Here is a 15,596-nt window from a genome sequence, read left to right as displayed (position 1 = left end):
AGAAAATTGTTTTTTCATCTAATATTCAGTTTTCAAAGAACAATTCTTTTCAGAGATTAAATTAATAACCTCTGAAAACTAAATAGAACAGAAACAGTCAAAGCAGTTTCACGCTGCTTTTTAAAATTTACTCCATAGAAAGGAGGTGATCCATCCGCACGTTCCCGTACGGATACCTTGTTACGACTTCACCCCAATCGCTAATCCTACCTTGGGAAGCGCTCTCCTTACGGTTAAGCTACCTACTTCTGGTATTACCAACTCTCGTGGTGTGACGGGCGGTGTGTACAAGACCCGAGAACGTATTCACCGCGACATAGCTGATTCGCGATTACTAGTGATTCCGGCTTCATGAAGTCGAGTTGCAGACTTCAATCCGAACTGAGACAGACTTTTTGAGATTAGCTCCCCCTCGCGAGATTGCGACTCTTTGTATCTGCCATTGTAGCACGTGTGTAGCCCAGGACATAAGGGGCATGATGATTTGACGTCATCCCCACCTTCCTCTAGCTTACACTAGCAGTCTCGTTAAAGTCCTCAACTAAATGTTAGTAACTAACGACAAGGGTTGCGTTCGTTGCGGGACTTAACCCAACACCTCACGGCACGAACTGACGACAACCATGCACCACCTGTCTCAATGTTAGCCTCCACTACATCTCTGTAGCTTTGCACTGGATGTCAAGCCCTGGTAAGGTTCTTCGTGTTGCTTCGAATTAAACCACATGCTCCACCACTTGTGCGGGTCCCCGTCAATTCCTTTGAGTTTCACTCTTGCGAGCATACTACTCAGGCGGAGTACTTAATGCGTTAGCTGCAGCACCGAGGTATAACCCCCGACACTTAGTACTCAACGTTTACGGCGTGGACTACTAGGGTATCTAATCCTATTTGCTCCCCACGCTTTCGTGCCTCAGCGTCAATAACAAGCCAGTAAGCCGCTTTCGCCACAGGTGTTCTTCCATATATCTACGCATTTCACCGCTACACATGGAATTCCGCTTACCTCTCTTGTATTCTAGAACTGCAGTTTTCAAGGCGAACCGGGGTTGAGCCCCGGGCTTTAACCTCAAACTTGCAAATCCGCCTACGCACCCTATACGCCCAATAAATCCGGATAACGCTTGCCACCTATGTATTACCGCGGCTGCTGGCACATAGTTAGCCGTGGCTTTCTGGTAAGGTACCGTCAGCTTAAGAGCATTTCCTCTCCTAAGTGTTCTTCCCTTACAACAGAGCTTTACAATCCGAAGACCGTCATCACTCACGCGGCATTGCTTCATCAGACTTTCGTCCATTGTGAAAAATTCCCTACTGCTGCCTCCCGTAGGAGTCTGGGCCGTATCTCAGTCCCAATGTGGCCGATCAACCTCTCAGTTCGGCTACGTATCATTGCCTAGGTGGGCCTTTACCCCGCCTACTAGCTAATACGCCGCATCCTCATCTTATAGTGCACCAAACGGTGCTTTCAATTTCTTCTCATGCGATAATGAAATTCTCATGCGGTATTACCCTTCGTTTCCAAAGGCTATCCCCCGCTATAAGGTAGATTAGATACGTGTTACTCACCCGTTCGCCACTGGGGTGCAAGCACCCCCGTTCGACTTGCATGTATTAGGCATGCCGCCAGCGTTTATCCTGAGCCAGGATCAAACTCTCATTTGAAAAAATGTGAATTGATTCTGACTGTTTCTTTTTTTATTGTATATATAATATTGTCTACTCAAATTAAATTGATATTGATCAAGATTTGTACAATTGTTGTTCTATTTAGTTTTCAAAGATCATTGTGTTGCCAATTGGCGACTTTTAGATATTAGCATAGCAAAAATGGAAATGGAATAGTTTTTTTAAAAAATATCAAAAATTTTTTTGACTAACAAAATATGATTTTCAAAATTTGGCAAAAGTAGAATATTTTATTTATATAAAAGGAATGATTGTATGTTCTTCATATCAATTAAGTATCAAATGATTTTTATTATCCATTATCAATTTGCAAATCAAAAATTGATATTTTTAAAGAGCTTATTGTTCGTATAAAAAAACGAGAGTACTTCTCGTTTTTATAAAATAATGAATTTAAATCGTTCTTACTATTCTGCAGTAGTAACTGTCGCTTCGAAAGTAACATCTGCAGCTCCTTTATAAGAAAGCGTAATTGTTGCTTTTCCAGCTTTAAGTCCTTTAACTGTCACAACATTTGTATCATTAACAGCAACAGTAGCAATTGTTGCATCTGAAGATTTAACTGTTAATTTTTCTCCTTCAATAGCATTATCAATTGTAATATTTAGAGTTACTTCTTTTCCTACTTCAACAGATTTTGCTTCAGCTCCTTTAATAACTGGAGTTTTTTCTTCTCCAGCTGCTTTAAAGTCTAAAACCATATCATTGATTGCCTTGTAGCCTTTTTCAACTGTAAATTTAATAGTAATTTTTTTTGTTTCCTCATTACCTGTTACAGTAATCTTAGAAACACCTTTGGGCTTAGCAAGTTTTTCAATAGCTGCTGCTGCTTCTTTAATTGTTGCATATTTAGCATTTGCTTCTATTTTTGCTGCTGCTTCAAATTCTTTTGTGTCAACACTTTTATCTTTGTTTCCACATGCCACAACAGCGCTACTTGCAGTTGCAGTTAATCCAACTGCTCCCAATAATGTTAATAATTTTTTCATGTTCAGACCTCCTATGTCTTATCTATAATTTTAGTTGGAACACTTAAAATATGCACGAGTATACAAAAAAAAAAAAAAAAAGGTTCTTAAACCTTTTCGCGGTTTTAGAACCTTCATATATTATTCATTAAACTTAATAGAAAAAAATCATTTAGCATATTTTTGACTTTTTTGTCCCAATAATGATAATCTATCATTTTTAGTTTGCTCATCTAGCTTTTTTTCAAACTTTCTAATTCTTATTGAGTAACCATTGCTATAGTATCCTTCTTCATATAAACCACGATTATAATCTTTAGGATCAAATGAGAGTCTCGTTGGGCCTTCTTCATTAAAAGCGTACATCCCATTTTCATATCAGTCATTTGTAAAATCAATTCTTGCAAGATCAAAAAATTTTTTGTTACCATATACTATTTTTTTAATTAGTTTATCTTCTGGTGAATCGGTTGATTTTATTTGTGGTTGAAGAGAAATTTCAAACCTTGTTGATTTTGAATGGGTATATTCTCTTCCATCTTTTAGTCTGTAACTGACTAGATTTCGAACGTTACTATGCTCTTTAGTTAAATGATAAACTTTTACGACTGGATTTAGTAAATTTATTCAGTATTTTGCTCTGCCAAAATATTTTTGATGATAATTGGAATTTGTCTTTAAATCATTTAATCAAAGTTGCATTTGATTCTGAACTAGTTTTAAATTATCAGGATTAGCCAAACCGGTTAAGTAAACATTATCGCTTGTTCTAAATTTTTCATATTTTTTAATGTTTGACTCAGTCTTCGTCAATTTTTTTCAGTATTTTTGATCTCTTTCTATATCATAATTTGTCATAAATTCTAATAAAAACTCTCTAATACCATTATAAAAATAATCTTGTTTTTTCAAATGATAATTATTATTAATTACATAAAAGTTTTTGTCGGTATATTTATTCTGCTTTTGATTATAATCATCAGCATTTTGTCGAATTTTTAAATCAGATTGTTCTGTATCTAACAATGACCAAAAAGCAGGCTCTAACTCTTTTTTAAAAACTTGTTTAAATCTAAAAGATTTTGATATTTGTTCGTATTCTTGTTTTAATAAATTATAATGACTTTCAAATGACTGTTTTTCTTGCCTTAAAGTGTCAATTTCTTGCTGCATTGTTCTTTTGGAATTTATTGCCTTTGCTAATTGAATATTCAGATTTTCGATTTCTTTTTCCAAAGCTTGTTTATCTTTTTGTAACATAGCATTTTCTGTATTTTTTGCTTGCAAAGTTTTGTTAATTTGTTTTAGTTGCTCATCTAATTGACACTTCAGCTTTGATAGTTGAGAATTTTGATTTCGTGATTCTCTTAAAGCAGATTCGATCTCAGATTTTGATTTTGAGAGTTGCTCATTTTCACTTTTTAGGTTAGCAATTTCAGCAATTTTTTCAGCAACAATTTGATTAACTTTTTTTAATTCATTTTTAATCTCTATAGATTGCTTTTCAATTTTAAGGTTTTCTTGCTCTAAACGTGTAATTGTGTTTTGCAAATTTTCATTTTCAATACGTTTGTTTTCCAATTGGTCGTTTTTTTCTTGCAAGCTTACATTTTTATTTTTCAATTCCGTTTCAAATTCCAAAACTTTTTGCTTAAATTGTATTAATGCATTGTGTGATAAAATCAAATCATCAATCTCTGATCAAACTTTGTTTTGAGATTCCTTTTCAAAATTTGATATTTTTTGTTGAGCATCTGCCAATAGTTTTGCTAATTTTTGTTTTTCAGTTTCTAAATTTTGCACCCGTATTTCTAGATTAGCAATTTCATTAGCATTTTTATATAATTTACCATTGAGACTAGTAATTTCAGTTTCCAGATTATGTTTTTTTAATTTGGCCTCCTCTAGCAAATTTGAAAGTTTTCCTATTCTACTTTCATTTAAATTATTTTGCCTAATCAAGATATTTATATTTTTTTGTTTTTGTTGTATTGCTATATTTTGAGATTCAATTTGTTTTTGAAGTTTTTCAATATTTTGCTTATGAAAAGAAACCTCTTTTTCTTTTGTTTCAAAGTCCTGATTTAAATTTTTAAGCTCCTCATTTTTTTTCTGATATTTTTGTGACAAATTTTCATATTCTTGCTGTTTTTCATTTAATGTTTTTTCTTTATCTTCTATTGCTTCTGTCATTTCATTAACTTTTCTTTTAAAATCAACAATTTGTTTTTCCTTATTAAATATTAGAGTATTCAATTCACTAATTTCTTTATCCCTTAAGGTAATTTTTTGGTTTAACTTGTTTAAGTCTTTTTGTCTTTCTTTAAGTTCTTTATCGTGGTCCTCAATTAAGTCTTCTTTTTGCTTTTTAAGATCTTCTAATTGTTTTTTTAAATCAATAATAGCATCATCACTTTTAGTTCTACAACTTATTACAGTTGTAGTTGTTGTAGCAACAAGTGATATTGTTGCTAACATCGTCATTAATTTCTTCATAAAATAATATTTTCCTTTCACTTTCAGAGCATTTTGTTAAAACTCTCTTATATGTTAAAAAAACTTTTTTTAGTATGCAAAAAAAAAAAAAAAAGAATTGGCAACCACCTATTGGTTATCAATTCTTTTTTAAAAAATACATTTTTGTCAATTAATGGTTAATAACAATTCCTTTATAACGAGTAACTGACAAAATGGTTTCACCAATTCCTTGAGTTCCAAATCCAGAATCTTTGATTCCCAAAAATGGGAATTGATCTGGTCCACGTTGAGATTTTCCATTTATATTAACAGTTCCTGCTTCAATTTGATAAGCAATCTCAAGTGCTTGTTCAAGATTTGTTCCATAAATACTTGCTTGCAAACCAAAGTTTGAAGCATTAGCAACTTTAATCATTTCTTCTATACTATTTAAACGCAAAATTGGTAAAACTGGACCAAAAGGTTCTTCTCAAGCTAAACGCATTTCAGTAGTAACATTATCAACTAAAGTTGGCGTAATTAAGTTGGCAATTCGTGAATCTCCAGTTAATGCGGTTGCACCTTTTGCTTTGGCATCATTAATTAAATCTCAAACAAAGTCCGCCGATTTCAAGTCAATTAATGGTGTGATATCAGCATTATCTATTGGTTTTCCGACAGACAATGTATTAATTTTTGAAACCAATAATGGCACTAACTTGTCAGCAATTTCATTAGTTGTTAGTACTCGTTTAATCGCTGTACAACGTTGTCCAGAATAGCTAAATGCTCCGCTGACAATCTCATTAGCATATTTTTCCAAATTATCTGCATCAATAACGATTGCTGGATCTTTTCCACCTAGTTCTAAAACAATATCTTTACTTGAAGCAATTTCTAATAGATGTTTTCCAATACCAACACTTCCGGTAAATGAAATAAAATCAATTTCAGAATTTGTGACAATAACATCGCCAATATCACGTCCACGACCAGTCACGACATTAAAAATTCCTTCGGGAATGCCAGCTTCAACAGCTAGTTCACCAAGACGAGCCCCAATTAGACTTCCTTGAGTTGCTGGTTTAAATACTAATGTATTTCCCATAACTAAAGCAGGAGCAATTTTTGAAATTGCCAAGTTAATGGGGTAGTTAAATGGCGAAATTGCAACTCCAACACCCTTAGCTACTCGAGAAAAGGTTGCCTGTTTATTGGGAGCGCCATATTTGGAACCATCTAATTTTAAAGGTTCTAACTTTGTTGCTTGGGCAAAAGTCTCAGTCATATATTCAACTGTTCTTTCAACTTCAACTAAAGCATCCTTATAGCCTTTCCCAACCTCACTCATAATAATTGTCGCCAATTCATTTTTGTTTGCTACTAATAATTCTTTTCAGCCATTTAAATATTCAATTCGCTTGTCTAAGCTAATTTTTTCTCATTTTTTTTGAGCTTGACGAGCTGCCAAAAAAGCATGGTTAATTTGCTCTTTTGATAATGCGCTAACGCTACCACAAATTTCTAAACCATCGGGATTAATAATTTCTAATTGTGCTGCCGTGTCAATAAATTTATTGTTGATCATTGCCTTGAATTTGTACATAGTGATTCCTCTATTCCTAAAAGACCCATACGAAATGAATCCTTATTATAATTATAAATTAACAACTGCCTTTATTATTTTTTTTATAAGAAATTTTGGTAGTTAGTTAAAGCGATGAAAGTATAGCAAAAACTTAATTTTGACTACACAATAAAATCATAAAACATTATAGTTACTTGAAGGCAATTAAAAAAGTCGCTTAAATTTAATTAAGCGACTGTTACTAGAAAATAAAAATAATTTTTAATTAACTCAAAGTTTAACTTTATCAAAAACATAAGTAGTCTCTAATCATGAGTTACTTGCAGGATTAGTTTTACTATTATCTAGTTCAATAATTGCCAAAGGCGTAAATTTTGTGTAATTTTTACTATAATCCAAATCAATTATTAGTTGCATTTTTAAAAGAGATGACACTTCTCCTGACTCAGGTGTATTATATGCACTTCGGAATTCACTATCAAAAACCATGTGCGTAGCAGTTGAAGCAGTCTCATTTTTAAATAAATTAAACGAACTATAAATTATGCTTCAGTTGACTGGATTAGCAACCACAGCACTTTTTAAATTTCCTTCATATGATACTCGGGTAACTTTTTCAATATTTTTAGGAATACTTAGCAATGTGCCACTTAGTCCTGAAACTCTTGATGAGCTTTTTAAACTTTTATCAACTACTACGAGACTATTTGAAGCATCAATATTTCACTCTCTAATAATAGTCTCTCCAAAGCTTTGATCTACTGAATTATTATTTTGCTCTTTAAAAAAATTAATTGCTTTTCCTTTAAAGAAAAGATTAATACCATGTTCTTTTGTCGATGCATTGTAATTATCTTTTGCATCAACTGCAGTGTGTGTTAACTCAGTTCTTAACATTGCTCTGCCATTTTCAGCAAAGTAAAATTTCAAATTTAAGTCAAATGCTGAAATTAATTTTCCATCTTCATTTTTATTTTTAATTGATCCGACTCACTTTACTTCAGAGTTATTTTCAATATCAACTCTAGTTAATAAAACACTTTGAGCAGATTGAGAAATTGTTTCTTGATCCATAATAATAATTGCATCATATGTTCCTACAGTCACACTTTTATTTCCTATGAGTCAGTTTAGATTAATACTAGTTGGTTCATCTTTAACAGAAGTTGAAGTCTCAACTCCGCTTCCAACAAAACGGCTAGATTTTGCAATTGTTTCTCTAGTAAAAAGTTGAACTTGTGGGTTTAACGAAAAACTTGTATCACTTGCTGATGTACTATCTAATTTTTGAATTGTATTTAAGCTTACCATTGGTGCTATCGGCGCTGCAATAACTCCAGTTCCGCTAATAAGAACTAATAATTTAATCATATATAAATTACCCTTCGTGCACAAACAAGTTTTTTAACTTGTAGGCAACTTTAGTATAATTCAAATAATCTTAAAAAACCTTAATACGTCTTATATTACTTAAAAAATACTATGACTCCAACATTTTTAAAATTTCGTTTTTATAAAATTGTATGCATTGCATGTATTTTTTGTTGCTAGTTAGTTTTTTGAAGAAGCTCCTTAAAATTAACGGGATTTCAATCATCTACTGTTCCAGTTTCAATCACCATTTGATAATGTTGCTCTTTGCTAGTTAAAACTCGCATTTCATCTTGAAGATCATCAATTTTAGATTGAAGACTAATTTTTTGACTCTGAATAATCTCTAATCTCTCAATCAAAGTTTGATCACCTTCCATACATAAATTAATGTAACGCTGAATATTTTTAATTTCCATTCCTGATTTTCTTAGCAAAAAAACCATTCTAAATCATTGCAAATCTTTTTCATATGTAAATCGATAATTATTAGATTCGCGATAAAAAAACGGAAACAGACCCTTAGAATCATAAAATCTAACTGTTTGTTCAGATACATTAAAAAGTTTTGATAGCTCTTTAATTCCTACTTTATCCATATAACCTCCAACTTCATTACTATATCAAACAAATTATTTGTTTTTTTAAAAAGCCTTTTTTTTAAAAAAATCATTTAACATCATTTGTAAAATAACTAGTCAATTTGCTATACATTTTATAATAAGATCTAAGTAAAGTCTATTATAACTACTGTATAGAATTATTTCAGTTGAGTATAAAGAATCGTGCTTCTAGGAAAATACTGAGGCAGTAAATTTGCAAATTAGTAAAACTGATGTGTCTTTTGATAACACACTCATAATTACTACTTTTTTCACTCTAAAGTAAAATTCAATTGAAGTATTTAGTGATAATATATTTTTGGTTTTATTGCCTTGCAAGTATCTTGCTTGCCTATTTAAATTATTTTGAAAATATCACTTGCATTATAGTAACTACAATGTTTTATTATAGTTTTAGTACTAAAAGGAGGTACAATTATGAAAAATAAAACATGGTTTATTACAGGAGCTAGTCAAGGTTTTGGCTTAGGAATTACCAAACGCTTACTAGAACAAGGATACCAAGTAGCTGCAACTACTCGTAATCCAGAAAAACTAATAAGTCAATTGGGTAACCACGCTAACTTATTGGTTTTAAAAGTTGATCTTTCAAATCAAAAAGAAATTGACAATGCTGTTGAAAAAGCTGTTGAAAAATTTGAAGGAATTGACATCTTACTAAACAATGCTGGTTATGGGCAACTTTGAACATTTGAAGAATCAAGTGATGCTGAAATTCGTGAATGTTTTGAGGTTAATTTATTTGGAACAATGAACGTTACTCGTGCAGTCTTACCAGTAATGCGATCACAAAAGTCAGGACATATTTTTACAACAAGTTCAGTTTGGGGATATGTCGGAGTTCCATATAACAGTACCTATGCGGCTGTTAAGTTTGCAACTGATGGATGAACTGAATCATTAGCTCATGAATTGAAGCCCTTAGGAATTACTGTTTCATCAATTAAGCCAGGCGGTTTTAGAACTAACTTCTTGAGTTCGACTTCTCTTGTATTCGGATCAGAATTGATTGAAGATTACAAAAGAGAACGCAATCAATGATTTGATAGCTTGAAAACGTGAGATAAAAATCAAGATGGTGATCCAGACAAATACTGCGATTTTATTATTAAGATTACAAAATTAAATGAACAATTGCCCGTTCACATATTTGCTGGGCGTGATGCCTATCAACATGCCGAAGAAAAAATTAATAGTATCCGAAATGATATGGATAAATTAAAAATTCCTGCAACTGATTTACATGTTAAATAATTATTAATATTGAAAAATGTCGCTCCTTGCGACATTTTTCCTTTTTTTATTGAAATTTTAACTACTCACCATCACATTTCAATATTTTAAGTGTTATATACCATCTTTTGCTTTGATATTAAACTGAGCATGATTTTGGTTATTTTTTGCTTTCCGAATGAAAAATTTATGACAACTCAATTCTCTAAAGAAATTTTTCTATAATAGTTTCTATTAATGCTTGTCTCTTGTCTGGAAACTTGCTATGTTTTTTTATAAAAAAGTCATTACTCGATTTTTCAAAAAGTACTTTTTAGTCATATTTTTTGCATTTATTTTTTATAATGCAGTTTGCTAAAAAGTGTTTAGTGCTCGAAATTTAAAATAATAGAATCCGATTGATCTCATACCCCATCTTTTCATAAGATAAGTCTAATTCGTTTTTGTTCTCCAGGTAATTCTGTATTTTCTTCTCTTATTTGAAAGTTTAGGCCCATAAATTTTTCTTTAAATTCTTCTATTAGTTTATCAATAATGTCTCTAAATTCGTTAAAATCTTTTTTACTATGGAATTTTAAGCCATTAAATTTTTCTTTAAAAATTTTTGATGCCGCATTAAACTTTGCTTTACGTTGCTCTAAAAGTTCATTATTAATCTTCGAATTTTCTTTTTCTAAATTTGCAAGTTTTTCTTTTAGTAACTTTACTTCCTCTTCTTGTTTTTTTATTAACTCATCAAAAAGTTTTTTAACATCCTCAAGATTTGCATCTTTTCCAGCAACTCCTTTGTCACCCTTGTCACCTTTTTCGCCTTTGTCACCTTTTTCACCTTTGGCTCCGTCTTTACCATCTTTACCATTAGTTCCATCTTTTCCAGCTACTCCTTTGTCACCTTTGTCACCTTTTTCACCTTTGTCACCTTTGGCTCCATCTTTACCATTAGTTCCATCTTTTCCAGCTACTCCTTGATCACCCTTGTCACCTTTTTCACCCTTGTCACCTTTTTCACCAATTAAAGTTTTTAATCAATCTGATGGTGTTCCTTTAAAACCATTTTCTTTGGCAATATCATATACACTTTTGCCTTCTCTACCAACTAATGATTCTAGTCATTGGTCCTCAGTTCCTTCAAATCCTTTTTTTACAGCTATTTCATACGCTGACTCACCATCTTTGCTAATAATTCTTTTCTCTTCTTTTACTTTAGGAGTACAAGCTACTGCAGAAATACTTACTGTTGTAGCTAAACTCATTGCACCTAATATTACTAATAATTTTTTCATATTATTTTGCCTTTCTACTTATTGTTTTATAAGCACAAAATAAAAATATAACAAAAGTAATAACAAAAGTTTAAAAAAAAAAAAAAAACCTTGAACCGGAAAAGGGTTCAAGGTTTTTTTAAAGCCAAAAGTAATTTCTAAAAGATTGCTACTATGCAAAAAAACATCACTTTCATCTATTAAATATGGCACGCAAATTTAATTGAAAGCGGTTCATTGTCTTAACTATATTGTAACTTCCAACTTTTATCAAGCATTAAAAAATATTTTTTCACAAAACTTATAAGTTGTTAGAAACAATTTATGCATTGAAAAACTTTCATAGCAAATGCACAAAAAAGGTAACTTATTTTCTAAAGTTTATTCATATTTGCAGTATGTTTTTTCATATTGATTTGCAAAATGGCTTTAGAGCAGCTTGTATTGTTTCAATGAGAATGCTTCTTTTTTAAAGAAATCGTGACAATAAATATGTAATATAAATATTTTAATGCAAAGTATATTTAATTGATTATAGGTAAAACAAATAAACATGTTGTTTTGTATCTTGAATATGGAATTTATATTAATTTTGATAGTTCTAATAATGCCATATTTTTCAGTTAACTTTAATGCTTTTAAGAAGCATCAAGTTTTTTTCCAAAATGATATTAATATTTGCAAACGCCGAGCTTTAATATTGACAAAAATCACACTTCAAAATTTGTAAGCTCGGACTTTAAATAAAAAACTAGCGTTCAATTTTTTTAAAAATATTTTTTTATTTATTAAATTCTTCAAAGTAATCAATAATTTCTTGTATTCGACGGTTGTTCATTTTGATCTTTTTGCTAAAATACTTTACTTTAATTTCATCATCGGAATTATCACAAAAATTTTTATATCACTGATTATCAATTTCAAGCTTTTTTCAAGCTTCAAAAGTATACTTTTTTTCATCACGATTAATTAGCTTAGTGAAGTATAAAAAAACAGCAATAATTGAAGTAATTGCAAATGTTAAGCAAGTAATCACGATTCCAATAAAACTTTCCAAGCTGACATTATCCAAAAATAAAATAAAAATTGGAAGAAAAATGAACATTGCTGCAATTAACAAAATAGTTGAAGCAATTTCGCAACCAATTCGACGTTCAGCATGTTTTTTACGTTTAATTACCTGCTTTGAAAAGCTTGTTTCAGTAATTTTGACAAAACGCAAATAAAGAGATATTAAAAAAGTTACAAGTGACGCAAGTATGCATGCTATCATAATTAGTAAAAAAACCAATGTAAATGTATTCATAAATTTCTCCTATTTTTTATTGTAAAGCTGATACATAATAATAGACCCAGCAACCCCAGCATTTAAAGATTCAATTCCGGCTCTCATTTCAATCACTACATTTAAATCAATATAGTCAAGTAGTGTTTGACTAATTCCTTGTGCTTCATTTCCGATTAATAGAGCAACTTTAGAATACTTTTGACATTCCAAATCTGCCAGTTTTTTGTAACTACTATGAAGTTCGGTCCCAATAATTGTATACCCGTTTGTCTTTAAAAGTTTAATTACAGAAATTAAATCATCATTAATCAAATTTACATCAAAAAATGTTCCCTGTGTTGATCGTAGCACTTTATCATTATAAAAGCTAACCGAATTAGGTGCAGTGATAATAGTTTTGAAATTAAAGCTAGCCCCACTACGAATTAGGGTTCCAATATTTCCAGGATCTTGTACTTTATCAAGCAGAAGAATATTATTTTGAAAATCAATCGATGGTTTTGGCATTTCACAAACAGCGAAAACTGCTTGTGTTTTAACAGTATCACTTAACTTATGAGCAATGCTATCAGAAATTTCAATAATTTGATCAGCATTTTTAATATTACTAGTTAAGCTTTCAATCCCATGTCCAGTTCCCAAAATTGTAAGAACTGTTCCTTTATTTAGGGCCTCCATAACTAAATGAAACCCCTCAACAATAAAACGCTGACTTTGATTACGATATTTAGTGTCTTTCAGTTTTAAAATCTCTTTAATTTTAGAATTTGCTACTGATGTAATTTTTTCCATACGTTTTTTCTTTCTAGTATTTTCTTAATTTTATCAAAAATAAGCATCAAAAATTACTAAATTTTTTCAGTTTCTAAATGAGTTGTTTACCTTTTAAATTACCTTTACTTTGGCTTTAATTGCAAACCCACCAAGTTCCTTTCAATTTTCCAATCCAAAATTTTCAAATTCAATTCTCTTTGTAAAAACCAAGCTAATTTCATATTCTCCGATTGATAATACATTTTGCCAAGCTTGAGAATTTTTCGCTAAATAAGAATAATCAACTTTTTTATTTTTGAAAATTTTTGTATTATTATTCTTTAAAATTTTAGTATCTAAAAATCTATTTTCGCCATTTTTATCATCATAAAAAACTAATGCATTATTACTTTTTCCAGCTCACGAATAATACTCATTTTTGTAAAATTCTGGCCTAATTGACTCATAAATAAATGAATCAATTTCAGTCTCTCCTTGTTTAATCGTCTCTTTTTTATTTGGAACTGCTTCTACTATTTTTGAGAGTCAATTTGTATCATTTCTTCCAATTTCAATTGGTTCTGTTATTCTATAAGTATTTTCTTCATAATCCAAAATTTTAAAATCAATACTTAATTCGAAAGGTTTATAAACTGTATTTGTTTTGGCATTTTTAATTTTTAATTTTCCAGCTTCCTTATTTTGATCTCAAACAATATTTTCATAAGTAATATGCTTTTCTAAAATTCTAGGATTTAATTTTAGAAAAGCTTTATAAATATCAGCTTCAGTTGAATAATCATATATTAATAAATTATGATCATCAATTCAGTCATTAATATCAAGCTTATTTTTGAAACCTGCTATTTTTGAAAATTCTAAAACTGGATCTTTATTAAAATTTTTAAAAATGCTTTTATTAGTAATTTGATGTCAATTCAAATTATCTTTACTTTGATTAATACGTTCATAATTTTTTATAACCTTTAAAACAGGCAATGGCTTTGCTTGATTTGTAAAAATTCCACTATTTCATCATGAATTACCAGTCTTAAAATCTTTTTGTTTTTGTTCATCAAGTGGTTCTGAATATATTATTCCTTTTCTAGTCGCTCATCCAGAATTATTAGATAAAATTCAAGCTGGTTCTCATCAGTAAATTCCAGTTTCGTTATCTGGTAATGCTTGTGAACTTGCTTCCATCATAGAATTTATTAAAATCATTTGAGTAGCAGCATCAGGGATATTGTAATATGAGTTTGGATTATGTTGTGAAGTAGTAATGTCTCCTGCCAAATTTGTTTCATCAAATGTTGATACTGCAGCAGTTTCTGAAACAAATGACGGTAAATTATATTCCCTTTTAATTAATGACATTACATCATAAAGAGTTTTGCTATTACCATTTCAATCAGGATGATGGGTAATAGCTATTCCATCTACTAAATTAATTAGGTCTCCTTCAATTAAATAAATATGCAATAATTGTTTTCATCTTTTTAAAGTAATGCTTCCATCTATGTGTATTGATTTAGAAATTTTTGCTTTTTTAGAAAGAGCAAAATCTTCAACTGCTTCAAGACCTTTTTTTAATAATCTTGAAGTATACTGATAATTTTTATATTGTGTATTTGATCTTTTTCAATTTCAAAAACTTCCGTTTGTAATTTCATTACCAATTTGGACTTTTGAAGGTATTATTCCAGTTTCTTTTTCAAATTTTATCAAGCTATCTAAAGTATACTGATAAATTCCGTTTTCCAATTCTTTTTCATTGGTAATGTCAACTCATTTTTTAGGTAATCATTGTCGACTTGGATCAGCTCAGAAATCAGAATAATGAAAGTTTAATAAGACATCATTGATTCCATTTTTCTTAGCCTGATTTGCTATCCAAATATTAGTATCTATGTCGTTATGTCCTCCACCATAGGTTTGGCCATTTTCATAAGGGTCATTTCAAACTCTTAATCTAATTGAATTAGCGCCATTGTCTGCGAGTATCTTGAATAAGTTTTCTTTTTCACCAGCAAAATTGTAATAAATTTTTTGCTCGTCATCTGTTAAATTACTATAAGATTTTACTTCTCCATTATCTAATGTACTCTGCTCAATAATTTCTGCATAAGAAGAAACATCAACACCTTTTATAAATTTTTCATTAGTAATAATTTTTCCATTTGCAGGAAAATCTTCTCTTAAAGATGATGGTGTACAACTACTAGCAAATGTAGCTAAAAATGATGTCAGCAAAATAAAGATTGATATCATTAATGGTTTCAATTTTATATTTTTCATATTTCTCCAAATTTATTTATTAAATTATACTACCAAATATTTTACTTAAATATTTTATTATTTAAA

Annotated in this window: 10 protein-coding genes and 1 rRNA gene; 1 reads left to right on the top strand and 10 read right to left on the bottom strand. The window is 30.4% G+C overall.

The window, feature by feature from the left end; genetic code table 4:
• Positions 1 to 138 precede the first annotated feature (138 nt).
• The 6 genes from CXP39_RS01385 to CXP39_RS01360 form a co-directional block, all read right to left on the bottom strand.
• Positions 139 to 1,665, bottom strand: a 16S ribosomal RNA gene (locus CXP39_RS01385).
• Between the two features lie 431 nt (positions 1,666 to 2,096).
• The gene (locus tag CXP39_RS01380; protein WP_036256628.1) at positions 2,097 to 2,678 is read right to left on the bottom strand and encodes a lipoprotein; all 582 of its coding nucleotides are present in this window, start codon (positions 2,676 to 2,678) and stop codon (positions 2,097 to 2,099) included.
• A 120-nt stretch (positions 2,679 to 2,798) separates the two neighbouring features.
• Complete coding sequence (locus tag CXP39_RS01375; protein ID WP_101305122.1) at positions 2,799 to 5,153, bottom strand: lipoprotein; 2,355 nt, start codon at positions 5,151 to 5,153, stop codon at positions 2,799 to 2,801.
• A gap of 151 nt (positions 5,154 to 5,304) precedes the next feature.
• Positions 5,305 to 6,720, bottom strand: coding sequence for an NADP-dependent glyceraldehyde-3-phosphate dehydrogenase (locus tag CXP39_RS01370; protein ID WP_027048617.1), 1,416 nt, complete (start codon positions 6,718 to 6,720; stop codon positions 5,305 to 5,307).
• A gap of 243 nt (positions 6,721 to 6,963) precedes the next feature.
• Positions 6,964 to 8,073, bottom strand: coding sequence for a hypothetical protein (locus CXP39_RS01365; RefSeq protein WP_027048616.1), 1,110 nt, complete (start codon positions 8,071 to 8,073; stop codon positions 6,964 to 6,966).
• A gap of 176 nt (positions 8,074 to 8,249) precedes the next feature.
• Entirely contained in the window at positions 8,250 to 8,672 is a 423-nt protein-coding gene (locus CXP39_RS01360; RefSeq protein ID WP_051591905.1) for a MerR family transcriptional regulator, read from the bottom strand.
• Positions 8,673 to 9,113: 441 nt separating this feature from the next.
• On the opposite strand from CXP39_RS01360, the gene CXP39_RS01355 reads away from it, so the two are divergent.
• Entirely contained in the window at positions 9,114 to 9,950 is an 837-nt protein-coding gene (locus CXP39_RS01355; RefSeq protein WP_036256623.1) for an SDR family oxidoreductase, read from the top strand.
• Between the two features lie 344 nt (positions 9,951 to 10,294).
• On the opposite strand, the gene CXP39_RS01350 is transcribed toward CXP39_RS01355, so the two are convergent.
• From CXP39_RS01350 to CXP39_RS01335, 4 genes are all read right to left on the bottom strand, one after another.
• A complete protein-coding gene (locus tag CXP39_RS01350) occupies positions 10,295 to 11,212 on the bottom strand; it encodes a lipoprotein (protein WP_101305121.1) in 918 nt (305 codons plus the stop codon).
• A 760-nt stretch (positions 11,213 to 11,972) separates the two neighbouring features.
• Positions 11,973 to 12,497 (bottom strand): hypothetical protein, encoded by a 525-nt coding sequence (locus tag CXP39_RS01345; RefSeq protein WP_027048638.1) that lies wholly within the window; start codon positions 12,495 to 12,497, stop codon positions 11,973 to 11,975.
• A gap of 9 nt (positions 12,498 to 12,506) precedes the next feature.
• Positions 12,507 to 13,271, bottom strand: coding sequence for a TrmH family RNA methyltransferase (locus tag CXP39_RS01340; protein ID WP_027048637.1), 765 nt, complete (start codon positions 13,269 to 13,271; stop codon positions 12,507 to 12,509).
• A 93-nt stretch (positions 13,272 to 13,364) separates the two neighbouring features.
• Positions 13,365 to 15,530 (bottom strand): glycosyl hydrolase 53 family protein, encoded by a 2,166-nt coding sequence (locus CXP39_RS01335; RefSeq protein ID WP_027048636.1) that lies wholly within the window; start codon positions 15,528 to 15,530, stop codon positions 13,365 to 13,367.
• Positions 15,531 to 15,596 lie beyond the last annotated feature (66 nt).

The sequence above is a fragment of the Mesoplasma syrphidae genome (assembly GCF_002843565.1).
Lineage (GTDB): Bacteria > Bacillota_I > Bacilli_A > Mycoplasmatales > Mycoplasmataceae > Tullyiplasma > Tullyiplasma syrphidae.
The sequence above is the reverse complement of the archived record's forward strand: the minus strand, read 5'-3'. Positions and strand labels throughout refer to the sequence as shown.